Here is a 26,965-nt window from a genome sequence, read left to right on the forward strand (position 1 = left end):
ACATTTGCAATTACATTCACCAAAAAAAGTAAGAGAATGAACAAGCAGAAACGTTTTCTATTACAAGAATCGGAGATTCCGACACAGTGGTACAACATTCAGGCAGACATGCCAAACAAGCCGATGCGACCGCTGAACCCTGCGACGAAGCAGCCGCTCACGGCTGAGGACCTCGCGCACATATTCAGTCTGGAGTGCAGCAAACAGGAACTTGACACCGAGCATGCATGGATTGACATACCTGAAGAGGTGCTCGACATGTACAAGTACTACCGTTCCACTCCGCTCGTGCGCGCCTATGCGCTGGAGAAGGCACTCGACACTCCGGCACACATATACTTCAAGAACGAAAGCGTGAACCCTCTCGGCTCACACAAGATAAACTCCGCCCTGCCGCAGTGCTACTACTGCCGCAAGGAGGGAGTCACCAATGTCACCACCGAGACGGGCGCCGGACAGTGGGGAGCGGCTCTGAGCTACGCCGCCAAGGTGTTCGGACTCGAGGCTGCCGTCTATCAGGTGAAGATTACACTCCAGCAGAAGCCCTACCGGGGAATACTCATGCGCACGTTCGGAGCCAACGTCACCGGCTCACCGTCCATGTCGACACGCGCCGGAAAGGACATCATCACACGCGACCCGAACAACTCCGGCTCGCTCGGAACAGCCATATCCGAAGCCATAGAGCTTGCCACCACTACGCCCAACTGCAAGTATGCGCTCGGCTCGGTGCTCAACCATGTGGCTCTCCATCAGACCATCATAGGTCTTGAGGCGGAGAAACAGATGGAGATGGCGGGCGAATATCCCGACATGGTGATAGCATGCTTCGGAGGCGGAAGCAACTTCGGAGGCATCGCCTTCCCATTCATGCGCCACACCATCCTCGAAGGACGCAAGACAGAATACATCGCAGCCGAACCTTCGAGCTGTCCCAAGCTCACGCGCGGAGAGTTCCGCTACGACTACGGCGACGAGGCTGGCTACACTCCGCTGCTGCCAATGTTCACACTCGGACACGACTTCAAGCCTGCCAACATACACGCGGGCGGTCTGCGCTACCACGGTGCGGGCGTCATCATCTCGCAACTCATCAAGGACGGCATGATGCACGGTGTTGACATTCCGCAGCTCGAATCGTTCAAGGCAGGGCTTCTCTTCTCGCGCACCGAGGGCATCGTGCCCGCACCGGAGAGCTGCCACGCCATTGCAGCCACCATACGCGAGGCTTACAAATGCAAGGAAAGCGGCGAGCAGAAGGTGATACTCTTCAACCTCAGCGGACACGGACTCATCGACATGCCGTCCTACGACAGCTATCTCAACGGAGACCTTTCCGACTACAACATAAGCGACGAGGAGATAAGAAAATATCTGGCTGGAGTGCCGAAATTAGATTGAACCCTGACCGGTAATCATACAGCCAAAGCCGGTTTTCCGAATGGTTGCCGGCTCTTCATTCACATGTCATAAAGCTGCCTTCATGTCCGTTTCCTGCTGTTCGAGGTGTGTCAATCCACATCTTCCACCGAACAGGAAACCGGCATGAAGGCTGTTGCGTTTCATTCGGATGAATCATTATGACCAGTTCTGATTAAACCCGAATCGGTTATTAGACTTCCATTCTTATTTCGTGCTGCTGTCAGCCGGATTGTATTCTGCTTTATCGAAGATGTAGCGGGCTACATCGAGAAAAAGCAGGATACAAGATGACGGCAGCAGTGCGGAAAAAGGATGAAGAGCTGACAATAAACATTAAATGTTATAATCGGCGTTCTAATGACCGATTCGGGTTAAACGCCTAATCAACGCTTGTCCCGTTGTCGTCCCGACAGCGATTGTCGCGGTGCGTGTGCTGTGCCGCCCGCCTCAGCTCTTCCCTCACATCATCCATCGGACGGAACGGGACGACAACCTCCATATCAGTGTTTATGATGCAATAGACGTTCTCCTCCCCGTTGTCGTCCGCCCCGAATCCGCCGTCATCGGAAAAATACCGTCCGTCGGGATATATCGTCCACGACAGCGCGCACAGACCGTCCTCAAAGCCGCAGTACAGTCCGAACCTGTATCTTGCGTGCTTTTCGTCCGCACACCAGCAATGCTCAAACCGCCGGTGTATGCTCTCAAGGTCTATCTCACTGTCGTCCATAAGCACCTGTCCGTTCTCCGACACAAACTCACGCCTCTTCCCCGTTGTCCTGTTTATTAACGTAAACGATTTTCCGGAAGTCATCACGGCAATCCCGCAACCTATGTCACGCCCTTCGCCACCGTCTGCGGCATGCGCCGTGGCGGACGGCGGTGTCGTCCTGTCAATCGTTTTTTCCACACCGCCAGCCGCATGTCCGTCAGTCTGTTCCACGTCAGTCTCCTTCCGGCACGCCTCTTCCCTCACATCGCTTTCGTCACTCCTCCTGTTCTCCTTCATTGCCTCAGTCGCGGCATCATCAAGCCTCTCCAGCCACGCCACCACCAACGGCGAGTCCATCGGATAGAGTTTCGGAGTGTACGCCGTAGTCTCTTCGCTCACTCCATAGACCGTAACCTCACCTGTCCTGACGTCCCTTGCCTTCCATGTGTAATATCTGTAACCGTCAGACCGCACACTCACGTCAGGCTCGGAAAGTGCCTCCATGACGCACATACCCAGAAAAGGACACCCGGCGATTGCCATCTCCGCAAACCGCGCGCCCTCATATATGTCCACCGTTCCCGTTCTTGTCCTTACCTCCATATCATATCCTTGTTTTCTTAACGTTTTTCTCACACAAAAATCATCATATTACGGCTCATCCAAACGTCCGTCATCAATATAGTGAAAGACCATAACAGCGACAAAGCGGAAAGGCTATGACTTTCTCACTTTGGCATTGCCGAGTCACATCCTATTTTTGACAAAAATAGCGAAAGGCGAGTGCAGCGACAAGACGGGAAAACTTTGTTTTACCGGRATTGATGTTGCCGAGCCGCATCCTATTTTATACAAAAATAGCGAAAGGCGAGTGCAGCAGCAAGACGGGAAAACTTTGTTTTACCGGAATTGATGTTGCCGAGCCGCATCCTATTTTATACAAAAATAGCGAAAGGCGAGTGCAGCAGCAAGACGGGAAAACTTTGTTTTACCAGGATTGATGTTGCCGAGCCGAATCCTATTTTATACAAATATACAAAATATCCCATTACCCCACGCCATATCTCCTGTATTTTATCATCATCCGATGCCGCGCGTTCCCCCACTCCACCTCCTACAAACCGCATGGCGCGATGCGCGGCAACACGTGAAAGCGGCAGTAAGGACGCAGTGATGTAAAATAAATTTACCAAAAAAACACACTTCCAATTATGACAAACCGGAAAACAGAAATCAACCGACACACTGATGAGACATTGAAAAGTATCGCTCAATGACGCAGAAAACGTTATCCTGACAACAAAATACCCGGTCCCGAACCGTCATAGACACTTCCCTACCCGGCAACAAAGCATGTCAAACGCAGCCGCAAGGACACACCCGACCTACAGGAAAGGCTTTGTCACACCACAGGAAAGGCTTTATCACACTGCCAAAGAGCCTTTTCCGACGTACAAAAAAGCCCCTTTGACGAAGCGAAAAAGTGCCCAACGCATTGCGAAAAACATAATCCACTGACATTCAACGATATACGCAAAAGCCCGAAAACAAGCGTTTTTCAGAACAGACCAGCCTGCGACGGAGAATAACGAGCCTGTGAGAAGCACATTGTCAATATTTTTTACTGTCCGGATAAAACATCAACTGTCAGCTCAACACATTGCTCGGGAGACGCAAAATTTTGCGTCTCTACAGGCTAACGCCACCACTATAATTTGAGAAAAACCATATTTTCCCGTCGCAAACCAACAAAGTAGAGACGCAAAATCTTGCGTCTCACAAGCAAGAATGCGCAACATATACACGGTGTAACACACTGACTGCCAGCCCGCCACATTGCTCGGGAGACGCAAAATTTTGCGTCTCTACAGGCTAACGCCATCGTTATAAATTGAGAAAAAACATATTTTCCCGTCACAAACCAACAAAGTAGAGACGCAAAATCTTGCGTCTCACAAGCAAAGATGCGCAATATACAAACGGCGTAACACACTGACAGCCAGCCCGCCACATTGCTCGGGAGACGCAAAATTTTGCGTCTCTACAGGCGGACGCCACCGCTATAATTTGAGAAAAACCATATTTTTCCGTCACAAACTAACTAAGTAGAGACGCAAAATTTTGCGTCTCACAAGCAAAAATGCGCAACATATAAACTGGATAACACACTGACTGTCAGCCCGCCACATTGCACGGGAGACGCAAAAATCTTGCGTCTCACAAGCAAGTATGCGCAACATATACACGGTATAAAAAACAAACTGTCACCTCGCCACATTGCACGGGAGACGCAAAATTTTGCGTCTCTACAGGCGGACGCCATCGTTATAACCGGCGGACACTACCCTTACGTCACCAATAAAAACCCATATTTCACAGCGTCCGCCACACGGTCGTCAGTCCGCGGCAGTCTGCTTCTCGGGCCAGTTTACAAGAAACAGCTTCTCGGTGGCGCGGGTGAAAGCCGTGTAAAGCCAGTGGATGTACTCCGGAGTGAGCATCTCGTCGGTCATGTATCCCTGATCCAGATACACGTGAGCCCACTGTCCGCCCTGCGCCTTATGGCATGTCACGGCGTAGGCGAACTTTATCTGCAACGCGTTGAAGTAAGGGTCCTGCTTCAGTTTCTTTATACGGTCAGCCTTAAGGCGTATGTCCGCGTAGTCCTCCATGACGCTTTCGAACAGCCTGTTGTTCTGCTCGCGCGTCAGAGCAGGTGCCTCTGTGGTCAGACTGTCGGTTATGACGGTTGCCTGCAGCTCATAGTTGTCGTAGTCGGGCAGTTGCATCCACAGGTCGGCAAAGGTGAACCCATACAGCTCCCGCACGTTTCTCACACGCTGCACCACAGCCCTGTCGCCGTTGGCAAGGAACGATATGCCCGCCGTCGCTGTGTCCGCGGTGTCGTCCTCCCCACGGTCTGCCCCTTTGGTCGCGTCCTTCTTTATGCCCGCATCGGCAGGCGCGTCCTTCTCAGCCCAGTAATAGTTGTTGCGCACCACCATTATCATGTCGCCCGTGGTGAGCATGTCCTCACGCCCCAGCACGGTGTTGCGTATGCCCTGGTTGTAGATGTTGGCACGCTTGTTGGAGCGCGTCACCACCATCGTCTCGTCCATGCCCACCGCCGAATAGCTCGAGGCGAGCGTCTCGATGAGCTCGCTGCCGTTCACCCTCACCACGTCGGCGAACGCCCCGAGCCTCACCTTTGGCATGAGCGTGCGCCCGTCGTGCGTTATCATGCGGCGTATGGCGGTGGCGTTGAAGAGTATGCCCGACATGCTGTCCTGCCTCACCACCTCGTTGAGGTCGCTCTCATACACCCGCAGTCCGTAGCCCTCCATGAACCCCGCGCTCAGTGCCGGCGACTCCGCCTCGCCCACCGGAGGCAGCTGCGCGCGGTCTCCGATGAGTATCATTCGGCAGTTGCGTCCGCCATATACAAACGATGTGAGGTCGTCAAGCAACCGTCCGCCAGCGAAAAGGGCGTCCGTGGAACCGGCGTTGGCTATCATCGACGCCTCGTCTATCATGAACAGCGTGTCCGAAAGCATGTTGGGCGCAAGACTGAATCCTCCGCCAAGCGATTTCTGGCGGTATATGCGGCGGTGTATGGTGCATGCCGCATGACCTGCGTTGAGCGCGAACACCTTCGCCGCACGTCCGGTAGGAGCCATCAGCACCACCTTGCAGCCCAGCCGTCTCATGGTGCGCACCATCGCTCCGGCAACCGATGTCTTGCCCGTTCCGGCAGAACCGCGCATTATCATCAGCACCCGGTCGGAGCGGTCGGTCATAAAACCGGCAAACGTGCGCATCGCAGCCAGCTGCTCGTCTGTGGGTCTGAAGCCGAGACTGTCGGCTATCATGTATGTCAGTTCGTCGGCTATCATTATTTCTTTCCTTCCTTTATATATGCCAGCCGCGCATTGTCAGAAGCCTGCCACGCTGCGTACGCAAGTATGTGACATGGCATCCGTCCTTTCCGCACGGCACATGCAAAATTAGTCTTTTTACATGACATAAGACCGCGCCAGCCCATTAAATTAGGCGAAAAAGAGCCTCGCGCTGCCGTATTTACGAAAATTCTTCGTAAGTTTGCATAATCATTGACAGACATTAAAGGCAAAGGCATCATGCGCATGCAGCTATCCACAAGAACCATAAACATCGTGCTGACGGTGTGCGTCGCGGCTCTGACCGCGGTGTGTGCCATGAGCATCAGCACGCCGGTGAACTTCGAGAAAGAGCGGACGGAGCGTGAGACAGCCGTGAAGATGCGGCTCGTCACCATAAGGGCTGCGCAGGAACGCTACCGCAACGCCACAGGGAGCTATGCCGGAAGCTTCGCCCAGCTCACAGAAGGCGGTTTCCTCGCCGACTCCCTTCAGTATGTGCCGTTTGCCGGAGCGCAGCGTTTCAGCCTCTCAGCCACCGTCCTGACCACCAAGAGCGGACGCAAAGTGCCGCTCATGGAGTGCGGAGCCGAATACAAGACCTATCTGCAGGGACTCGACCCGGGGCTTACGGACGGTCTGACACAACAGGCGGAGGCTGAAGGACGATATCCGGGACTGAAAATAGGAGACCTCACAACACCAAACGACAATGACGGAAACTGGGAATAACAACTCTTTTAACAGCCGCCTCACAATAAGAGTGAGCACCAACGCCTTATCGTTCGCCACCGACAAAAGGGCTGAAGGAGGGGGCATCGACTATGAGCCGTATGATGTGAATCCCGGCATGTCGGTGGCGGCAAACCTCAGACTGGCGTTCGCCGAGAGCAGACTGCTCAGACGGAAGTATGCCTCTGCCACGGTGATGACAGACACTCCGGTGCTCATGATACCGATAGAGGAATATGAGGACAACAACACCGACATGCTCTATTCGCACATATTCACCACCGGAAAGAGCGAGCGCATACTCACAGCCGTACTGCCCGGACAGAACGCAGTGGCTGCGTTCACCATGAACAGCGACCTGAAGCTGGTGGTGGACGACAACTTTCCCGAGTCGACCGTGATGCCGCTGATGCAGCCCGTGTGGAACTACATGCACCGGAGGAGCTTCACCGGAGCACACCGAAAGCTCTTCGCATACTTCCACGACAAACGGGTGGAGCTGATGAGCTTCAGACAGAACCGATTCGTATACTGCAACTCGTTTGAGGCAACACACGCCAACGATGTGCTGTATTATATAATGTATGTGTGGAAACAGCTCGGACTGGACGCCACAGAGGCTGAACTGCACATGGCAGGAGACATGACCTACCGCGACACACTTACCGCACTGCTCAGGCAGTACATAGCCAACGTTTACACGATAAACCCTGCGGCGGACTTCGGATTCCCTGCGGCAGCCGAGATGAAAGGGCTGCCGTTCGACCTGCAGGTGTATTACGCAAAAGGAAGATGAGGATAATAACAGGACTGTACAAGGGACGTCACTTCGACATTCCGCGCTCGTTCAAGGCGCGGCCTACCACCGATTTTGCCAAAGAAAACATATTCAACGTGGTGAACGGATACATGGAGCTGGACGGCACGACGGCTCTCGACCTCTTCGCAGGTACGGGCAGCATATCGCTCGAACTGCTCTCGCGCGGGTGCAGCCGCGTGGTGAGCGTGGAGGCAGACCGCGACCATGCGGCTTTCATACGCCAGTGCATGACAAAGATAGGCACCGACGCATGCATGCTCATACGAGGCGACGCCTTCAGATTCATGAAGAGCTGCAGGCAGCAGTTCGACTTCATCTTCGCCGACCCGCCATACGCGCTGAAAGAACTGCCCGGCATACCGTCGCTCATATTTGAGAAAGGACTGCTGAAGGAGGGCGGACTGCTGGTGTTCGAACACGGAAAGGACAACGACTTCTCCTCGCACGAACGGTTTGTGGAGCACCGCAGCTACGGCAGCGTGAACTTCTCGCTCTTCAGATGACACACAAGGCGGCATGAGTGCTGCGCAGACAAGGGCATGCGCCTGCCTATGACGCATACCGGCATGAAAAACAAGGATATACGGAAAATACTTTTCTGTCACAACAAAGGCGACAGAAGACGCACGAGCGACTCACCGAGCCTGCGCAGGAACGGACGCTTCTTCTTCCTGAAAGCCGACTCGAAGGTGACGCACTGCTCCTGATCGGCAAGGAATATACGCTTTGCACGCATAGCCGTCTCCTTGCCGTAAAGGAATATGTTTGCCTCGAAATTGTTCTCGAAACTGCGGAAATCGATGTTCGTAGAGCCGCATGTGCACAGATAGTCGTCGCTCACGAGAAGCTTGCTGTGATTGAATCCGGAGGTGTACAGATACACCTTAACGCCCGCTCTCAGCGTATTGAGTACGTAGGTCATGCTCGCCCACTCCAGCAGTCGCGAGTCGCCGTGCATCGGCAGCATCAGTCTCACGTCCACACCCGACAGCGCAGCCGTGCGCATGGCGAAGAGTATGGGCTCCGTCGGAAGGAAGTAGGGAGTCTCCATATACACATACTGTTTTGCCTCAAGGAGTATGCGGACATATCCCTGCATGATGTCGGGCCACGGAGCGATGGGACTGCTCGTCACGACCTGTGCCAGACAGCCGCCCGCGATGCCCGTGCCCGGAGCGGGATAATACTTGCGGTTGGAGATGAGCGTGCGGTCCACGAAATACCAGTCTATCAGAAACGCACACTGCACGGCATACACCGCCCCGCCACGCACGCGCAGATGGGTGTCGCGCCATTGCTGTCCGGAGGCGGTGCCGCTGACATACCGGCGGGCAATGTTCATTCCGCCGAGAAACGCCACGGTGCCGTCGATGACGCAGAGCTTGCGGTGATTGCGGTAGTTTATCTTGCTCGTGAACGCCGGAAACTTCACCGGCATGAAGGCATGAACGTCGATTCCCGCGTCGCGCATGCGTTCGAAGAAGGCGTTGGGAACATGCCAGCAACCCACATCATCGTATATCAGCCTCACCTCCACGCCTTGGCGGGCTTTGTCTATCAGCGCGTCGGAGACAAGACGTCCCAACGGGTCGTCGTCGATGATGTACACATCAATGTGTATATGGTTGCGGGCGAGACCTATCTCCCGCAGGAGTGACAGGAAATAAGAGTGTCCGTCGGTATAGAACTCCACCTCGTTGTCCTTGAAAGGGAATGACAGGCTCTGGTTCTTGAAGAGTTGTATGAGAGGCTTGTAACGCTCCGGCAGCTGCAGATCGGTCTGCTCCGTGAAACCGAACATGGAGCGTCGGGTGAGCTGGTCGAGGCTGCGCTGGCTGATGAAACGCATCTTCCGCGTGTTCTGTCCGAAGAAGATGTAGAGCAGAATACCTATTACAGGGATGAAAATAAGCACCAGTATCCACGTCACTGTCTTCACCGGCTGGCGGTTGTCAAGCAAAACAGTGACTACAGTTGCTATGACCAGAAGGACATAAAGCAACACGGGAATCCAGTGGATGTATATCATTTGAAGCCTGCGAGTTTATGTGTCTGAAGCGAAAGACGCCATTCGGGATGTTCCTTAACGTATTCCGTGCAGGCGGTGGTTATGCGGCGGTTGCGCTCCTCGTCACCTGTGTCGCACGGCTGGAGGTAATGATAGTCGGCTTCTATGCCGAAGCTGTCGGCTGGACCGTTCTCGTCGAACAGACATTTAAGCTCGTTGCAGCGTCGCAGCCTCACTCCCGTCTTGGGCGAACAGGTTATCCAGTCGACGTTGCCGGGCGGAATGTTGGTGCCGTTTGTCTCCATCGCCACCTCAAAACCGGCTTCGTGAAGCTTGTCGACGAACGGAGCGTCGGTCTGGAGCGTTGGCTCGCCCCCGGTGAGAATCACCAGACGGGCGCGCCAACGGCTTATCTCGGATATGATTTCCTCATCGCTCATGAGGCGGAAAGAGTCGAAGTCGGTGTCGCAAAACGCACATCTCAGGTTGCAGCCAGCGAATCTCACGAACGCAGCGGCACGTCCGGCGTTGCGTCCCTCGCCCTGAATGGAGTAGAAAATGTCGTTTATCCGTTTCATCGCTCAGTCCTTTTCGTATATCGCGACGTTGCCCTCGCTCTCCTGAACGACAGCCTTGTAGCACTTGGGTATCTGTGAGACAATCCAGAAAGCGATGTTCTCTGCAGTGGGATTGAACGGCAGCACGCTGTTGATGTCCTTATGGTCGAGCATGTCCATTATCCTGTTCTTCACATGGGTAAAGTCTGCCACCATGCCGTCGGCATTGAGTTCGCGCGACTTGCACATCACCGTTATCTTCCAGTTGTGGCCATGCACGGCAGTACACTTGCTCTCATAAGAAAGCGTAAGATGGTGACTTGCCGACACTTCGAATGTTTTCTCTATGTAATACATTTTATTTCTGATTTATTGTTTTATATGTTCATCGGCTCACACAACGATGTTCTTACCGAGCACCTTGGCAAGCTGACCGCGCAGTTTGTGCACGTTCTTGTATTCTTCCATAAGCTCCCGCATGCGACCGGCGTCGTTCACGGCAGCCGTTATGTCGGTCTGCAGACGGCGCAGGCGTTTGTCCAGATAGTCCATGCGGAAGTCGTTGAGCAGATGTTCCACCTGTCCGCGCAGACGGGCGATACGCTCTTCCTCCTCCACCTGCAGCTCTTTCTCCGACTTCGGCTCCTCTCCGCCATTGTCCTTTGCAAGAAACTGCAGCTCGTCAATGCTCAGTCTGGTGGCTGTCCTGCTTATCTCTATATCGTCATTATGAATGAAATACTGTTCGGCTACGAATCCCTTGTCAGACGAGTGCGCCACAGCCTCGGAGAGAATGCGCGCGAATAGCGGATTGCTGAAGCCGAGTCCGTCGACGCCGAGATTGTAGTCTACATACTGGGCGACGTTCAGACTGATGACCGAACCGTCCTCGCTCTCCACGTTGTCGTATATTATCTCCTCTCCATGACGTATCACCGCACCTATGAGAAGTTCCTCCACACCCGACACCTGTTGCGCCGTGACGCTCACCATCTGCTGCTTGCGAGCCTCATCCGAGAGGCTTTCATTGCGCAGAAGAGCCGGTTTGTCCTCCCTGCCGCTTCTGATGAACTTGTTCATAGTGTTGATGAGCGTCGTCTCATTGATGCCGAGCGTCACGGAACAGTCGTGTATGTAAGTGTCGCGGAGTATCTGGTTGGGCACGAGCGATATGCTTTTCACCACCGAGTTGATGGCTTCCGAGCGTTTGAGAGGGTCGGTCTCGCCGTCGAGCATAAGCTTCGTCTTGAAGCGGATGAAGTCTGTCTGGTTCTCCTCGATGTAGTTTCTGAAGTCTGATGCGGTGTGTTTGCGCGCGAAACTGTCGGGATCATCGCCGTCGGGAAGGAGCAGAACCTTCAGGTTCATGCCCTCTGAGAGGAGCATGTCAGTACCGCGCAAAGCCGCGTGTATGCCAGCCTCATCACCGTCGTAAAGCAATGTGATGTTGGAAGTGAAGCGGTGGAGCATGTGTATCTGGTGCATGCTGAGCGCCGTTCCCGAGTTTGCCACGACGTTCTCTATGCCGCACTGATGCATGGAAATGACGTCGGTGTAGCCCTCCACCATATATACACGGTCTTCCTTCGCTATTGATTTCTTCGCCTGATAGATGCCGTAGAGTTCCCGGTCCTTATGATAGATGTCGCTGTCGGGCGAATTCACGTACTTCTGATTGACTCCCTTGGTGCGCGAATCGAGCAGTCTGCCGCCGAAACCGACGGTCTTTCCGCTTATGCCGACCCACGGAAAGATGACGCGACCGGCAAAACGGTCGATCAGTTCACCCCGTTCGGTCTTGTAGCAAAGACCCGTCTTTACAAGAAAATCCTGATTGTAGCCTTTTGAGATAGCCGCAGACGCCAGGGCGGAACGGTTGTTCAGGTCGAAACCGAGGCGGAACTTCTTTATTATATCGTCCCTGAATCCACGGCTGCGGAAGTACTGCATGCCCACGGCCACACCGTCGACATTGTTGTGAAGGATGTCCTCGAAGTAGCCTGAAGCCCACTCGTTGATGATGAACATACTCTCGCGCTCGCTCTGTTCCTTCTTCTCCTCATCGCTGAGCTCGCGTTCCTGTATCTCGATATGATATTTTGCGGCGAGCCATCTCAGTGCCTCGGGATAGGTCATCTGTTCGTGTTCCATGATGAAACCCACCGCGTTTCCCCCCTTTCCGCATCCGAAACAATGGCATATTCCGCGCGACGGAGACACGTGGAAAGACGGAGTCTTCTCGTCATGGAACGGGCAGAGCCCCTTGTAGTTGGCTCCGCTCTTGCGCAACGTGACAAACTCCGAAACCACGTCCACTATGTTCGCGGCTTCCATTATTCTTTCGACTGTAGCCCTGTCTATCATTATGATGCGAAGTTACATATTTTTTTTCATTATACAACGGTTGCCGCGAATAAAAAACAGGACGCCTCCCAATACGCATCATAACCGCTCCGGACGAGCGATGCGGTCACCTGAGCCGGTTGCGGTAGTAATGAGGAGTGACCCGCATTGTGAAAAAGAGCAGCGATATGAGGCAAAGCACCGAGCCGATGAGATATACCATGTAGAACGTGAAGTGCTGAGCTATCACGCCGCTGCCTGCGATTCCGATGCCTATGCCCACGTCCCAGGCGGTGAGATAGGTGCTTGTGGCGGTGGCTCGCTGGTTGTTCGGCGCAAGATTGATGTACAGGGAGTTCATCGCCGGGAACATTATGCCGAAGCCTGCGCCGAGCAACAGAGGCACCGTATAGAACATTGCCGTCGCAACGATGATGTCGGCTGGAGCCACGAACCGGCACATGCTGAGCATGAAAAAGGCTGTTATGACAGGATAATAGCCCACGTGTATGCACTGTGTGATGTATCCGCGGTCCACCTTCTTGCCTGCCACGATGCGCGACGCTCCCATTCCGAGCGCCATGAACGTGAAGAACAGTCCGGCAGGAGCGGTGATATGAATCTCGCGGGCGTACATTGCGACGAAGTTGGTTGTAGCTCCGTATGGTATGGAAAGAAGAAACAGCGACACACTTACGGGGATGCCCTTGAGCAGAATGAACCGGTCGAGCGACAGCTTGCGCGTCACCTGTGGTGCGGGAGTGTCTCCCGCAGCCTCCATCTGGCGGCGTGCGCGCAGCGACTCCGGCATCCGCGCCTTCACCGCAACGGCACAGACGAAGCCTGCCACACTCACGAGCATGCCGCTGATGAATATCTGTATGTAAGTGAAATGGTCGTGCATGAACAGTCCGGTCATAGGACCGAGTGCCATGGCGATGTTGTTTGTCAGTCCGTAATAGCCCAGTCCCTCACCCCGGCGGCTGCTCGGCATTATATCGACACACAGAGTGTTGCCTCCGACGGTCACTCCTCCGAACGCCACACCGTGCAATGCCCTGAGAGCGATGAACCACGATATTGCCGCGGCTGCGGTGTAGGCGGGAAACATCATCACGCACACGAAGTAGCAGAGGATGTATATCGGCTTGCGCGGAAAGCGGTCCATGAGAAATCCGGAGAACGGTCTGACGCAAAGACAGCTCACCGTATAGCAGCTGAGTACGGCTCCGATAATCATCTCCTCACACCCGTATGTCTCCTTGAGATAGAACGGCAGCACAGGCACAAGAAGCCAGAAGCCGAAGAACAGGAGGAAGTTGGCAGCAAGGATACATACATAACTCCGTGTGAACAGTTTGTCTTTTGCCATAGTCTTTTATTTTATCAATGCGGTAAGTGTACTGACTGACGACGCACCGTCGCCATCCGTACATTAACGGCACGTACCGTCGGTGGCAGTGCGTAGGCTTACCAGAACGTTATCCGGGTGCAAAGTTAAGCAAAAATCGCCACAGGCAAAAGAACAGGACGAATAATATGAAAAGATAAGGGACGCCTTCACATGTAATGAAGACGTCCCGTAGTATCATACATATATATAATAATGTGAGTCGGAACACAAAGTGTCAGAGCGCGGCAAGCTCTATCACCTTGTCTACGGCAGCCGAAAGCATGTCGGCGTTCTTTCCTCCCGCCGTGGCGAAATGCGGCTGACCGCCACCTCCACCGTTGATTAGCCTGGCTGCCTCACGCACCATCTGTCCTGCGTTCAGCTTGTGTTCGCTCACCATGTCGTCGCTAAGCATGACGCTGAGCATGGGTTTGCCGTCGTCTACAGAGCCGATGACACACAGCAGGTTCTGCGGAATGTCCTGACGTATTCTGAACACCAGATCCTTGACGGCAGCCGCCTTAATGGGCAGCACCGCGCTCACCACCTTCACGCCACCCACGACGCGCGCGTTGTCTACAAGCTTCTTTCTGGCAGCATCCACCGCTTCGGCTATGTAGCGTTCTATGTCTTTCTTCATGGAGTCGTGCTCCTCGATGTATTTACCGATGACTCCCTTCAGGTCCTTTGCGTTGTTGAACAGCGCGCGTATAGCCCTTACGCTGTCCTCCATGGCGTAAATGAGGTTCTCACACTCTATTCCCGTCTTTGCCTCCACGCGCCTTATGCCGGCTGCCACACTGCTCTCGCTTATTATCTTGAACATGCCTATGCGTCCGGTTGACGAGGCGTGGATGCCTCCGCAGAACTCGCAGCTCGGTCCGAAACGCACCACGCGCACCCTGTCGCCGTATTTCTCGCCGAAGAGAGCTATGGCTCCGAGTTTCTTCGCCTCCTCAAACGGAGTGTCGCGGTGCTCGTCGAGCGGAATGTCCTGGCGTATCATGTCGTTCACCATACGCTCAACCTTGCGCAGTTCCTCGTCAGTCACCTTCTGGAAATGGGAGAAGTCGAAACGCAGGGTGGTGTCAGACACAAACGAGCCCTTCTGCTCCACGTGGTCGCCGAGCACTTGCTTGAGGGCGTAGTCGAGCAAGTGTGTGGCGGTGTGGTTGGCTGCGCTGGCGTCGCGCTTGTCGGTGTCGACACACGCCATGAAGTCAGCCGACACGTCGGCAGGCAATTCCTTCACTATGTGGACGCTCTGTCCGTTCTCGCGTTTGGTGTCTACAATCTCCACAGTCTCGTTCTCGCTCACGATGACACCACGGTCTCCCACCTGTCCGCCCATCTCTCCGTAGAACGGAGTATAGTCGAGCACGAGTTCGTAGAAGGTGTTCTTCTTCTGCGTCACCTTACGGTAGCGGAGTATGTGGCACTCATATTCGGTATAGTCATAGCCCACAAACTGCTGCTCTCCTTCGCCCAGCACCACCCAGTCGCTGTTCTCCACCGCAGCGGCGTTGCGTGCGCGGGCTTTCTGTTTCTGCATTTCCTCGTCAAACTGCCGTTCGTCCACGGTGTAGCCATTCTCACGGCAGATGAGCTCTGTGAGGTCGAGCGGGAAGCCGTAGGTGTCGAACAGGCGGAAAGCCTGCACACCGTCGAGCTGCGTCCTGCCCTGAGCCTTCAGCTCGTCCATCGCTCCGTTGAGCATGCTGATGCCCTTCTCGAGAGTGCGCAGGAACGAGTCCTCCTCCTCCTTCATCACCCTTCCGATGAGCTCACGCTGTGCGGGGAGCTCCGGATAAGCCTCTCCCATCTCGTTGATGAACACCGGCATGAGTCTGTAGAGGAACGCGTCTTTCTGTCCGAGGAACGTGTAGGCGTAGCGTACGGCGCGGCGCAGTATGCGGCGGATGACGTATCCAGCCTTCGCATTGCCCGGCAGCTGACCGTCGGCAATGGAGAACGCCACGGCGCGCAGGTGGTCGGCGCATACGCGCATAGCCACGTCGGTATCCTCCTTATCGCCGTATCTCAGTCCGGTGATGCGCTCTATCTCCTTTATAATGGGCTGGAACACGTCAGTGTCGTAGTTGGAGTGCTTGCCCTGAAGCGCGCGCACGAGTCTCTCAAAACCCATTCCCGTGTCTATGACATGCATGGGCAGCGGCTCGAGCGAGCCGTCAGCCTTGCGGTTGAACTGCATGAAGACGATGTTCCATATCTCTATCACCTGCGGATTGTCCTTGTTCACGAGCTCTCGTCCGGGCACTTTTGCCTTCTCCTCGGGCGTGCGCGAGTCGAGATGAATCTCCGAGCACGGTCCGCACGGACCTGTGTCGCCCATCTCCCAGAAGTTGTCGTGCCTGTTGCCGTTTATGATATGGTCTGCCGGCACGTGCTTCGCCCAGAAGCTGGCAGCCTCCTCGTCACGTGCGATGCCCTCCTCCGGCGAGCCCTCGAACACCGTCACGTAGAGGTCTTCGGGCGAAATATGCAGCACGTCGACGAGATATTCCCACGCGAAGTCGATGGCTTCTTCCTTGAAGTAGTCGCCGAAGCTCCAGTTGCCGAGCATCTCGAACATGGTGTGATGGTATGTGTCGTGTCCCACCTCCTCAAGGTCGTTGTGCTTTCCGCTCACACGCAGGCACTTCTGCGAGTCTGCGCGGCGGCGCGGTTCGGGGTCGCGGGTGCCGAGGATGATATCCTTCCATTGGTTCATTCCGGCGTTTGTGAACATCAGCGTAGGGTCGTCTTTTATCACCATCGGCGCGGACGGCACGATGGTATGTCCCTTCGACTCGAAAAACTTCTTGAACGAGTCGCGGATTTCGTTAGCTGTCATCATGTTATATATATTGTTTTAATTTTCCAATTCCTTACAAAAAGTTTTGCAAAGATACTTCCTTTTGATTATTTTTGCAAATAAATTAATCATTGTTTAATAAAAACACGCCGTCAATGGTATTAAATCCGAACAAGAATCTGAAGCTGTATTATTCAATAAAGGAGGTGGCGCAGATGATAGGTGTAAGGGAATGCACCCTGCGTTACTGGCAAACGGAGTTTCCGCACCTCAATCCCAAGATAAAAGGACAGAAAGGGAGGCAGTACACCGACAAGGACATCGAGCAGATAAAACTGATTTACAATCTGGTGAAGGTGCGGGGATTCAAGATTGCCGCAGCCCGGAAGATGATAAACCAGAACCGCAGCGGAGTGGACAAGAGTGCCGACGTGCTCGACACGCTCATATCTGTGCGCGACCAGCTGATGGAAATAAAGAAACAGATAGACGGACTTGTGTGACGCGGGGCGTCATGTCCGACAACCCATAAGGCGGCGGGACATCCTGCCGCCTTTTTGCTTCCATCACACACAGAAGCCCCATCAGGCGCGAGGGCATGCGGCAGCCGCTGCCGAAGAAAGCCATGACCGCACGGCGGAGGAATGCCGCAAATAGGGATAACCCTAACCGATGATAGGGATTTTCCCTTTATGATACAGACTTATATGCGTAAATTCGTGACGTAAACACCAGTTGTCTGACAATAAAACAAAACCATTATGAAGAAATACATACTGCCTTTGCTCATGCTGATGTCTTTCTTCCGCACCGCCGCATCAGCACACAACCCGACCGACACGATAGCGCCGGGCGACATATACAGGCATGTGGACATAGCTCCGGTGTTTCCGGGAAGCGTGGATGAAGGGCTGCCGATGTATGTGGCAGAAAACTTCAGATATCCAGCAGCGGCGTGGCGCACCGACTTCGAGCCCGAAGTGCCGGTGAGCTTCGTCATACGCGCCGACGGCACAACGTCCGACGTGAAGATAATGAAGGACGTGCACCCGCTGCTGGCAAGGGAGATTGAGAGGCTCATACTGAACATGCCGAGGTGGTATCCAGCCTATCTGAACAACAGACCGGTGAACACGGAGTTCAGATACACCCTGCTGCTGTTCGACCCTTACCTCAACCTGCCATACCACGTGGCGCCTCTGATAGAAAAGACAAGAAAATACTCAGACTTCGGAAAAAGGTATTCGTCGGGAATGAAAGCCGCGACACTGAGGGAGGCTATCAAGGATATCGGGCAGATAACGGTGCTGACACCGCTGCACGCGGCAAGCACCATCGCCATGACAAGGCTGTGGCTATCCGACAAGAACTATCATCAGGCTACCATTCTCGCAAAGACAGCACTGAAGGAATACGGCAAGCTCAACCTGTACAGGCACGACGGGAAGAAGACGGGACACGACTATCCGAGACCGGGATACAACGGGAAGAACGAGATTGCGCTCGCCCTGCAGAAGGCTCTGGCGTTCGACGAGGCGGGACTGCCGCGTATGGCGCGCGCCGCATACGACGGACTGACCGACCTGCTCGACGAGAAGATAAGGACGAAGGACATAGCCGTGCCGCTCATCGGGACCGACAGACAGTATCAGACGGAGCAACTCATCAAGCGGCTCACGCTCCGACAGATGGACGAGCTTCTCTCCGACGGGGAGCAGATGAGGCAGCTCTCGACCGAGGACCGCAAGGTGCTGAGAAACGCCGTGGACTATACCGACGTGAACAAGGCTATGGACTATCTCATAGCAAAGAATGTGATAATAAGCGCAAGGGTGCTGGGCACACACAGCAAGATAAAGGAACTCAGACGGGAGATAGTGATGGGACGTCCCGACATGGCTGACACGCTCAACCTCTACGCGCTCAAAGCCATGGCGATAGGACTGCGCGACGGACGCCGGGCGGAGACCGGCTATCTGGAAAAGACGGCTGCCGGAGCAAGCAGCCAGCTCAGGAGGATGGCTGAAAGGATGATGAAGGCATTGGCTGAAATGCCGGAAGGAGAGGAGCAACGGCGCAAGGCGGTGCACAGCATGGCATGCATGGCTCCGCTGAAAGACCCTTCGCTCAGCGGAAAGGAGAACAGGCGCGCGGCGGCGGAGTTCTATGAATACAGGGACAGAATGCGCGACACTTATCCTCTCGACTGGCTTTTCAGCGACACGGGCTACTAATACTGCGGCATGGCGGAGCCGGAGCACGTGCATGGCGTGGCTGCTACACATTGTATAAATATACGGAAACGGAAGTAAAAAATATTGACAAAGAAAAACCGCGAAACAGAAACGGAAACGCCGCAAAACCGCATCTGCATTGCATGAAAATACATATCCGTGACCGTTTTTGTCGCCGACGGTCTGCCAAACGGGCTTTCCTGCACTGTGGGGAAGCCCGTTACGCATTGCCGAAGAGTGCTCTTCATGCCACGAAAGAGCCTCTTTCGCAGTGCGGAAAAGCCTCTTTCGCAGCGTCATTTTTACCGTTACGGATGTCGGAACAGTATAAGTCACAAACAGTCAGAGCATTACGCACAACGCCTCAAAACCCGCGTTTTCGCGTCAGAAACGCTTTCCGTCAATTCCATTGGCACTCTCGCGGAGTTCAGCACGTACGCCTTGCATAAATATACGGTGCCGGATGAATATTCATGCATAACAAGGCTGACTTTGTATCTTTTAATTGTTATTCCTTTGGAGTATGAATCCTATGTCGTATCTTTGCATAAGATAAGCTGCACTCGGGAAATAAAGAGCAAGCTCTCTTTCCTCTCATTTGCATTATCTTTGCATAAGATAAGCTGCACTCGGGAAATAAAGAGCAAGCTCTCTTTCCTCTCATTTGCATTATCTTTGCATAAGATAAGCTGCACTCGGGAAATAAAGAGCAAGCTCTCTTTCCTCTCATTTGCATTATCTTTGCATAAGACAAGCATCGGTTCGGCAGTATCAAGTCTGAAGAAACTCCGTTTCTCCGCCTTGCTGTTGCACTCACCTTGCATTATCTTTGCATAAGACAAGCCGCACCAGGCAATATAATGCAAGATATTATCGCACCCGCCTTGCCGCATCTCAAAACAATCGCGCAGGGCGTATAATGATTATCAGAAAATAAAAAGAAGAAAAAATGAAAAGGATGTTTATAACTCTGGCGTTTGCCGCGGCAATGGCGGCGATGCCTTACGGCACAACAGGCGCGCAGAATCTTGCCATACAGGACGATGACGCGAAGTATGCCACCGAACTGCTCGTAACAGGTACGAAGGCGCCCGAATTCAGTCTGAAGACTCCAGAGGGCAAGACCGTGAGCCTGAGCGACTTCCGCGGCAAGTATGTGGTGCTCGACTTCTGGGCTTCATGGTGCCCCGACTGCATAAAGGACATACCGAACATGAAACGGATGTACGAGAAATACAAGGACCGCGGCATCGTTTTCCTGGGCGTATCGTTCGACGACAACAAGGACAACTGGACCGCCATGCTGAAGAAACAAGGCATAAAGTACACACAGGTGAGCGAACTGAAGAAGTGGAAAACCACTGAGGTGTCGAAAGCCTACAAGGTGAACTGGATACCGACACTGTATCTCATCGACAAGGAAGGTAAGGTTGTGCTGGGCACGGTGATGTCTGAGAAGATAGAGAAAGCACTCGGACAGCTCTCGCCTGCCGAATGACGGACGTCAGGCATGACACCTACAAGAGAACATATGAGAGCGTGGTTCGACACGTTCAACCGCCAATACTTCAACGGAGAGCTGCCTCTGCCACGGCTGGCATTGGGCAACTCGCGCACAAGACTCGGCTCGATGTCGTGCAGGCGCAGGCGTACGCTCACGGGATGGAGGCTATCCGACTTTGCGATACGTCTGAGCACATACTACGACTGCACCGAACGTGAGATGCAGACAGTGCTCCTGCACGAGATGATACATTATTATATAGCATGGAAAGGCATACGCGACGATGCGCCGCACGGCAGCGTGTTCCGCAGCATCATGAACAGACTGAACACGCGCCACGGATGGGACATCAGCGTGTCAGCATCCATGCGCGGCAGGAAAACAGCCGCACCACACAACGACAGACGCCCGCGACTGGTTCTCGCATTGGAGAACAGCCGCGGCGAATGTTTTCTCACGGTGGTCAACCCGCGCTATGCCGCACAATTGAAATCACGGCTAAAAAACGCCGCAGACGCCACACAACGCGCATGGTTTGTCTCCACCGACCCGTTCTTCTCCGATTTCACCACCGTAAGGTCGCTCCGCGCGCGCAAGGTAAAGCGCGAAGTGTTTGATGAAAAGATTGCATGTGGAACAATGGTTGACATATAACGAATAAACGAAGAACGGAAAACCTGTCAGACAGACAGGGCATACACAGACATAATCCACGCTCCGCCGACACCGCCCCACGCCCTTACACACCCCGCCACAACCCGGAGAAGCCTGCCGATTACACATTTTTTAAATGTGTTAATTTGGTTGGCTATCAAAAAGTTATTACTTTTGCGAGTTGAAATCATACAATTTATTATCACTATACTATGAGTTTGAAAATTGTTGTACTTGCCAAGCAAGTACCCGACACGAGAAACGTGGGCAAGGACGCCATGACTGCCGAAGGAACAGTCAACCGCTCGGCGCTGCCCGCAATCTTCAATCCGGAGGATCTGAACGCACTTGAGCAGGCTCTGCGTCTGAAAGAGCAGAACCCGGGTTCTACCGTAGGAATACTGACCATGGGTCCTCCCCGCGCTGCCGAAATCATACGACAGGGACTCTATCGCGGAGCTGACACAGGCTGGCTGCTGACCGACCGTCTGTTCGCAGGAGCCGACACACTCGCCACATCTTATGCCCTCGCGACGGCAATAAAGAAAATCGGCGGTGTGGACATCGTCATCGGAGGACGCCAAGCCATCGACGGCGACACCGCACAAGTGGGTCCGCAGGTGGCACAGAAGCTGGGACTCTCGCAGGTGACATACGCTGAGGAAATACTGAAATGCGAGAACGGAACACTCACCATACGCCGCCACATAGACGGAGGCGTGGAGACAGTGGAGGCTCCGATGCCCCTCGTCGTCACCGTTACGGGAAGCGCAGACCCTTGCCGTCCGTGCAACGCGAGACTGATGATGAAATACAAGCGCGCCACAGCACCCATGGAACGTACAGCCGACAACAAGTACAACTATCTGTATGACGAACGGCCTTATCTCACTCTGAACCAATGGTCGGTCGCCGACGTAGACGGCGACCCCGCACAATGCGGACTCAGCGGCTCGCCTACAAAGGTGAAGGCAGTGAAGAACATTGTGTTCCAGGCTAAGGAAAGCAAGACACTGAGCAGCAGCGACACTGACATCGAAGGACTGGTGAAGGAACTGCTGGAAGAGAAAATCATTGGATAACATTCATCCTAAGCAGTAAAAAACAAACGCTGTAAGGCATACGGCAAGACGGAAGACACCGTATGCCCGGCTCAAAAGACAAACAAGAATATATGAACAACGTATTTGTATATTGCGAGATAGAAGGCACTACAGTAGCCGAAGTATCTCAGGAATTGCTCACAAAAGGCCGCAAGCTGGCTGACAGACTCGGTGTGGAGCTTCACGCCGTAGTCGCCGGAACCGGCATAAAGGGCGAAGTGGAGCAGCAGATTCTGCCCTACGGTGTTGACAAACTCTTTGTGTTCGACGCCGAAGGTCTGTTCCCATACACATCAGCACCTCATACAGACATTCTGGTGAACCTCTTCAAGGAGGAGAAACCGCAAATCGCACTCATGGGAGCTACCGTGATAGGCCGCGACCTCGGTCCGAGAGTGTCGTCATCTCTCACAAGCGGACTCACAGCAGACTGCACACAGCTTGAGATAGGCGACTACGACACGAAGGTGAAAGTGAACGGCGGGATGGTCAGCAAGCACTACGACAACCTTCTCTATCAGATTCGTCCGGCATTCGGAGGCAACATCGTGGCTACGATTGTAAACCCTGACCACCGCCCGCAAATGGCTACCGTGCGCAGCGGAGTGATGCAGAAGGCTCTCTACGAAGGCAAGGCAAAGGGCGAGACGGTTTATCCTGAAGTGGCAAAATATGTCTCAGCCGAGGCGTTCGTGGTGAAAGTGCTCGACCGCCACGTTGAAGCCGCCAAGCACAACCTCAAAGGCGCGCCCATCGTTGTGGCTGGAGGCTACGGTGTGGGAAGCAAAGAGAACTTCGACATGCTGTTCAAACTGGCAAAGGAACTGCACGGTGAGGTAGGCGCAAGCCGCGCAGCCGTGGACGCAGGATGGATAGACCACGACCGCCAGATAGGACAGACGGGCGTGACGGTACACCCGAAAGTGTACATAGCATGCGGCATATCCGGACAGATACAGCACATTGCCGGCATGCAGGACTCCGGAATCATCATCTCGATAAACAGCGATCCCGACGCTCCCATCAACAAGATTGCAGACTATGTAATCAACGGTACGGTGGAGGAAGTGGTTCCCAAATTAATCAAATATTACAAACAGAACAGCAAGTAAACAAAATGGCTAATTATTATACAGATCATCCGGAGTTCGACTTCTATCTCAATCATCCGGAGATGAAGCGCGTCGTAGAGCTCAAGGAGCGCAACTTCGAAGACAAGGACAAGTATGAGGACGCGCCGGTAGACCACGACGACGCCATCGAGAACTACAAGAACGTGCTCGAGATAACAGGTGACATCGCAGCGAACATCATCGAACCAAACAGCGAGGACGTCGACCTTGAGGGACCGCACCTCGTGGACGGACGCATGCACTACGCATCCAAGACATACGAGAACCTCGACGCCACACGCAAGGCAGGACTGTGGGGCATCTCGATGCCGCGCCGTTACGGCGGACTGAACATGCCTATAACGCCATACTCCATGGCTTCCGAGATCATTTCAGCTGCTGACGCAGGCTTCCAGAACATCTGGTCGCTGCAGGATTGCATAGAGACTCTCTATGAGTTCGGCAGTGAGGAGCAACGCCAGAAATACATTCCGAGGGTATGCGCAGGCGAGACCATGAGTATGGACCTTACCGAACCGGACGCCGGTTCCGACCTCCAGCGCGTGATGCTCAAGGCTACATACAGCGAGAAAGACGGCTGCTGGCTGCTCAACGGAGTGAAACGATTCATCACCAACGGCGACTCTGACATACATCTCGTGCTCGCACGCTCCGAGGAGGGCACTCATGACGGTCGCGGACTGTCCATGTTCATATACGACAAGAACCAGGGCGGTGTGACCGTACGCCACATAGAGCACAAGCTGGGAATACATGGCTCGCCCACATGTGAGCTTGTATACAAGAACGCGAAGGCTGAGCTGTGCGGCAGCACACGCATGGGTCTCATCAAATATGTCATGGCTCTGATGAACGGAGCGCGTCTGGGCATAGCCGCACAGTCGGTAGGTGTGAGCCAGGCTGCATACAACGAGGCTCTCTCTTACGCAAAAGACCGCAAGCAGTTCGACACAGCCATCATCCGGTTCCCTGCCGTATACGACATGCTCTCGCGTATGAAGGCCAAGCTCGACGCCGGTCGCAGCATACTGTATCAGACTGCAAGATACGTCGACATATACAAAGCTCTCGACGACATAGCACGCGAGCGCAAACTGACAGCCGAAGAGCGTCAGGAGCAAAAGAAGTACGCACGGCTTGCCGACGCCTTCACTCCGTTGGCAAAAGGCATGAACTCCGAGTACGCCAACCAGAACGCATACGACGCGATACAGGTTCACGGAGGCTCGGGATTCATCATGGAGTACAAGTGCCAGCGTCTTTACCGCGACGCGCGCATCTTCTCCATCTATGAAGGAACGACACAGCTGCAGGTGGTTGCCGCCATACGCTACATCACCAACGGCACTTACATGGGCATGATAAAGGACATGCTGGAGCGCGAGGTAGCCGACAGCATGAAGGCTCTGAAGGTGCGCGTGGCTCTCATGGCAGAGAAACTGGAGGACGCCGTGAACGCTGTGAAGGAGGCAGGAAGCCAGGAACTGCAGGACTTCGTGGCACGCAGGCTGTACGAGATGACGGCAGACACCATCATGTCACTGCTCATCCTCGACGACGCAACACGCTCACCGCAGCTCTTCGAGAAGAGTGCCAACGTGTATGTACGCTATGCCGAGGCTGAGGTCAACGCTCACCACTCTTTCATAAAGAGTCTGCGCGCAGAGGACCTTGAATACTACCGTCAGGCGGAAAAGGAAGCTGAGACGGAAGAATAATAACGTTAAGATACAAAAGAACGAGCCGCTTTCCTGTCATAAAAAGGAAAGCGGCTCATTTGTTTTATATATCATGCGAACCGTAGTACATTCCGCTATTGTGCGGAACGGGCGGTTCCGCGCAATGCCAAATGCCGTCACTGCCTACGACTGCGACTCTTCCTCAGCCTTCTGCTTTCTCAGCATCTCAGCCTCAGCGAGCATATCGGTACCCAGATGGGTGACACGCTCACGCTCAAGACGCTCCCTCACCTCCTTCGGTTTGGTGGCATAGACTATCATTCTTATCGAGTCGTCATAGGTGACATAGTTCCACAGCCAGTTGAGAAACACCATAAGCTTGTTGCGTATGCCGAGAATGGAGCGCAGATGAACCACGAGCCACAGCACCCAGGCAAGGAAACCCTGCGAGTGGAACTTGCCTATCTCAGCCACAGCCTTATTCCTTCCGATGGTAGCCATCGAACCGAGATTGTTGTATATGAACGGTGTGAGACCCTCATTGTCGCCTGCCGTTATCTTCCTTATGTTGCGCGCAAGGTTCTTCGCCTGCTGTATGGCAACCTGCGCGAGCTGTGGATGACCGCCGGGATATGCCGGGTCTGACGTCTGCAGACACTGGTCGCCGATGGCGAACACGTCCTTCATGCCCTTCACACGGTTGTACTCGTCCACGATGATGCGCTGTCCTCGTCCGAGATACTCGCCGTCCACGCCCGTGATGGTGTTCGCCCTGACACCCGACACCCATATGAACGTACGGGTGGGAATCTCCATTCCGTCCTTCATTACAACCTTGCGGTCGCGGTAGTCGGTCACCATCTTTCCGAGACACACCTCCACTCCCATGCTCTCAAGGAACTCCTTCGCCTTCTCCGAGGAGTCTTTCGACATGCCGGCAAGCAGCCGGTCGCCTGCCTCGATGAGATAGATATGCATCAGCGAAGCGTCCATGTCAGGATAATCGTAAGGCAACACGTAGCGTTTCATCTGCGAGAGAGCACCCGCAATCTCCACTCCCGTGGCGCCGCCGCCCACAATCACCACATTGAGCAGCTCCTGACGCTCCTCCTCCGTGGCACATGTCAGCGCGCGTTCAAGATTGCTCAGCAGCGCGTTACGCAGTCCCATAGCCTCCGCGACGGTCTTCATAGGCATTGCCTCATCGGCTATATTGCTGTTTCCGAAAAAGTTGCTTGTAGTGCCGGCGGCAAAGACAAGATAGTCATACTCCATCTTTCCGATAGACGTCTGTATGATTTTCTTCTCCGGAAAGACGGCACGCACCTCTGCCATACGGAAATAGAAGTCGTCCTTACCACGGAATATCTTTCTGAAAGGAAACGATATCTGCCCGGGCTCGATGCCCGCCGAGGCAACCTGATATATCAGAGGCGGGAACTGATGATAGTTGTTTCTGTCCACCAGAACCACCTGCATGCCTGAATTGCGGAGCTCTGTAGCGAGGCGAAGACCGCCGAATCCTCCTCCGACAATCACAATACGCTTTTTCTCATTTCTCTGAATATTGACACTCATAGCACTTAACGTTTAAATTTCCTATGCCCCGACATACCCGTCGGAGTTCCATTCTATATGTTTAATACGATGCAAAGATGATGCAAGGCGAGGGCAACGGCAAGACGGGAAAACGCAGTTTTACCGGACTTGACACTGCCGAGCCGAAGCATTTCTTATGCAAAGAAATTGCAAACGAGAGGAAAGAGAGCTTGCTCTCTGTTTCCCGAGTGCAGCATTTCTTATGCAAAGAAATTGCAAGGCGAGGGCAACGGCAAGACGGGAAAACGCAGTTTTACCGGACTTGACACTGCCGAGCCGAAGCATTTCTTATGCAAAGATACTGATAAAATATGGTTCGTAACAGTTCAGAGACAAAAAATAAGAGTTTTAAAACAATAAT

Annotated in this window: 20 protein-coding genes; 11 read left to right on the forward strand and 9 right to left on the reverse strand. The window is 53.8% G+C overall.

Annotation, left to right across the window (positions count from 1 at the left end; all coding sequences use genetic code 11):
* Positions 1-36 precede the first annotated feature (36 nt).
* Positions 37-1,401 carry a TrpB-like pyridoxal phosphate-dependent enzyme gene (locus BN4609_RS07385; protein ID WP_068855936.1) on the forward strand — a complete coding sequence of 455 codons (1,365 nt, stop codon included), beginning with the start codon at positions 37-39 and terminating at the stop codon, positions 1,399-1,401.
* A gap of 400 nt (positions 1,402-1,801) precedes the next feature.
* Here BN4609_RS07385 and BN4609_RS07390 read toward each other — a convergent pair whose 3' ends face one another.
* Positions 1,802-2,737 carry a hypothetical protein gene (locus tag BN4609_RS07390; protein ID WP_068855938.1) on the reverse strand — a complete coding sequence of 312 codons (936 nt, stop codon included), beginning with the start codon at positions 2,735-2,737 and terminating at the stop codon, positions 1,802-1,804.
* Positions 2,738-4,530: 1,793 nt separating this feature from the next.
* Positions 4,531-6,027 (reverse strand): ATP-dependent DNA helicase, encoded by a 1,497-nt coding sequence (locus tag BN4609_RS07400; RefSeq protein WP_068855941.1) that lies wholly within the window; start codon positions 6,025-6,027, stop codon positions 4,531-4,533.
* Between the two features lie 216 nt (positions 6,028-6,243).
* On the opposite strand from BN4609_RS07400, the gene BN4609_RS07405 reads away from it, so the two are divergent.
* From BN4609_RS07405 to BN4609_RS07415, 3 genes are read left to right on the forward strand one after another with little or no spacing between them, the layout of a single operon-like run.
* Complete coding sequence (locus BN4609_RS07405; protein WP_241033224.1) at positions 6,244-6,762, forward strand: hypothetical protein; 519 nt, start codon at positions 6,244-6,246, stop codon at positions 6,760-6,762.
* A complete protein-coding gene (locus BN4609_RS07410) occupies positions 6,743-7,558 on the forward strand; it encodes a DUF3822 family protein (protein ID WP_068855943.1) in 816 nt (271 codons plus the stop codon). Before BN4609_RS07405 ends, BN4609_RS07410 begins: the two co-directional genes overlap by 20 nt.
* A complete protein-coding gene (locus BN4609_RS07415) occupies positions 7,555-8,085 on the forward strand; it encodes an RsmD family RNA methyltransferase (protein ID WP_021992362.1) in 531 nt (176 codons plus the stop codon). The genes BN4609_RS07410 and BN4609_RS07415 overlap by 4 nt, the downstream gene beginning before the upstream one ends.
* Before the next feature lie 98 nt (positions 8,086-8,183).
* On the opposite strand, the gene cls is transcribed toward BN4609_RS07415, so the two are convergent.
* The 6 genes from cls to alaS all read right to left on the reverse strand — a co-directional run bounded on the left by cls (position 8,184) and on the right by alaS (position 16,740).
* Positions 8,184-9,611: a cardiolipin synthase gene (cls, locus tag BN4609_RS07420; RefSeq protein WP_021992363.1), complete on the reverse strand. Its 1,428-nt coding sequence runs from the start codon at positions 9,609-9,611 to the stop codon at positions 8,184-8,186.
* Positions 9,608-10,168, reverse strand: a complete 561-nt coding sequence (locus BN4609_RS07425; RefSeq protein ID WP_068855945.1) for a 7-carboxy-7-deazaguanine synthase QueE — start codon at positions 10,166-10,168, stop codon at positions 9,608-9,610. Before BN4609_RS07425 ends, cls begins: the two co-directional genes overlap by 4 nt.
* 3 nt (positions 10,169-10,171) lie before the next feature.
* Positions 10,172-10,504 (reverse strand): 6-carboxytetrahydropterin synthase, encoded by a 333-nt coding sequence (locus tag BN4609_RS07430; protein ID WP_021992365.1) that lies wholly within the window; start codon positions 10,502-10,504, stop codon positions 10,172-10,174.
* A 36-nt stretch (positions 10,505-10,540) separates the two neighbouring features.
* The gene (gene dnaG, locus BN4609_RS07435) at positions 10,541-12,511 is read right to left on the reverse strand and encodes a DNA primase (RefSeq protein ID WP_068855946.1); all 1,971 of its coding nucleotides are present in this window, start codon (positions 12,509-12,511) and stop codon (positions 10,541-10,543) included.
* A gap of 106 nt (positions 12,512-12,617) precedes the next feature.
* Entirely contained in the window at positions 12,618-13,862 is a 1,245-nt protein-coding gene (locus BN4609_RS07440; RefSeq protein ID WP_068855948.1) for an MFS transporter, read from the reverse strand.
* A 256-nt stretch (positions 13,863-14,118) separates the two neighbouring features.
* Complete coding sequence (alaS, locus tag BN4609_RS07445) at positions 14,119-16,740, reverse strand: alanine--tRNA ligase (protein WP_068855950.1); 2,622 nt, start codon at positions 16,738-16,740, stop codon at positions 14,119-14,121.
* 113 nt (positions 16,741-16,853) lie between these two features.
* Here alaS and BN4609_RS07450 point away from each other — a divergent pair, with 113 nt between their 5' ends.
* The 7 genes from BN4609_RS07450 (at position 16,854) to BN4609_RS07485 (ending at position 25,044) form a co-directional block, all read left to right on the forward strand.
* Complete coding sequence (locus tag BN4609_RS07450; protein ID WP_021992368.1) at positions 16,854-17,201, forward strand: MerR family transcriptional regulator; 348 nt, start codon at positions 16,854-16,856, stop codon at positions 17,199-17,201.
* A gap of 258 nt (positions 17,202-17,459) precedes the next feature.
* Complete coding sequence (locus tag BN4609_RS07455; protein ID WP_068855952.1) at positions 17,460-18,932, forward strand: energy transducer TonB; 1,473 nt, start codon at positions 17,460-17,462, stop codon at positions 18,930-18,932.
* A 949-nt stretch (positions 18,933-19,881) separates the two neighbouring features.
* Positions 19,882-20,430, forward strand: coding sequence for a peroxiredoxin family protein (locus BN4609_RS07465; protein ID WP_068855956.1), 549 nt, complete (start codon positions 19,882-19,884; stop codon positions 20,428-20,430).
* Positions 20,431-20,442: 12 nt separating this feature from the next.
* Entirely contained in the window at positions 20,443-21,090 is a 648-nt protein-coding gene (locus BN4609_RS07470) for a SprT-like domain-containing protein (RefSeq protein WP_068855958.1), read from the forward strand.
* A gap of 212 nt (positions 21,091-21,302) precedes the next feature.
* Positions 21,303-22,172, forward strand: a complete 870-nt coding sequence (locus BN4609_RS07475; protein WP_068855960.1) for an electron transfer flavoprotein subunit beta/FixA family protein — start codon at positions 21,303-21,305, stop codon at positions 22,170-22,172.
* A 92-nt stretch (positions 22,173-22,264) separates the two neighbouring features.
* Positions 22,265-23,305: an electron transfer flavoprotein subunit alpha/FixB family protein gene (locus tag BN4609_RS07480; RefSeq protein WP_068856362.1), complete on the forward strand. Its 1,041-nt coding sequence runs from the start codon at positions 22,265-22,267 to the stop codon at positions 23,303-23,305.
* 5 nt (positions 23,306-23,310) lie between these two features.
* Positions 23,311-25,044, forward strand: a complete 1,734-nt coding sequence (locus tag BN4609_RS07485; protein ID WP_068855962.1) for an acyl-CoA dehydrogenase family protein — start codon at positions 23,311-23,313, stop codon at positions 25,042-25,044.
* A 144-nt stretch (positions 25,045-25,188) separates the two neighbouring features.
* Here BN4609_RS07485 and BN4609_RS07490 read toward each other — a convergent pair whose 3' ends face one another.
* Positions 25,189-26,583, reverse strand: a complete 1,395-nt coding sequence (locus BN4609_RS07490; protein ID WP_068855970.1) for an NAD(P)/FAD-dependent oxidoreductase — start codon at positions 26,581-26,583, stop codon at positions 25,189-25,191.
* Positions 26,584-26,965 lie beyond the last annotated feature (382 nt).

Origin of the sequence: Leyella lascolaii, assembly GCF_900079775.1 — a bacterium.
GTDB classification, from domain to species: Bacteria; Bacteroidota; Bacteroidia; order Bacteroidales; family Bacteroidaceae; genus Prevotella; species Prevotella lascolaii.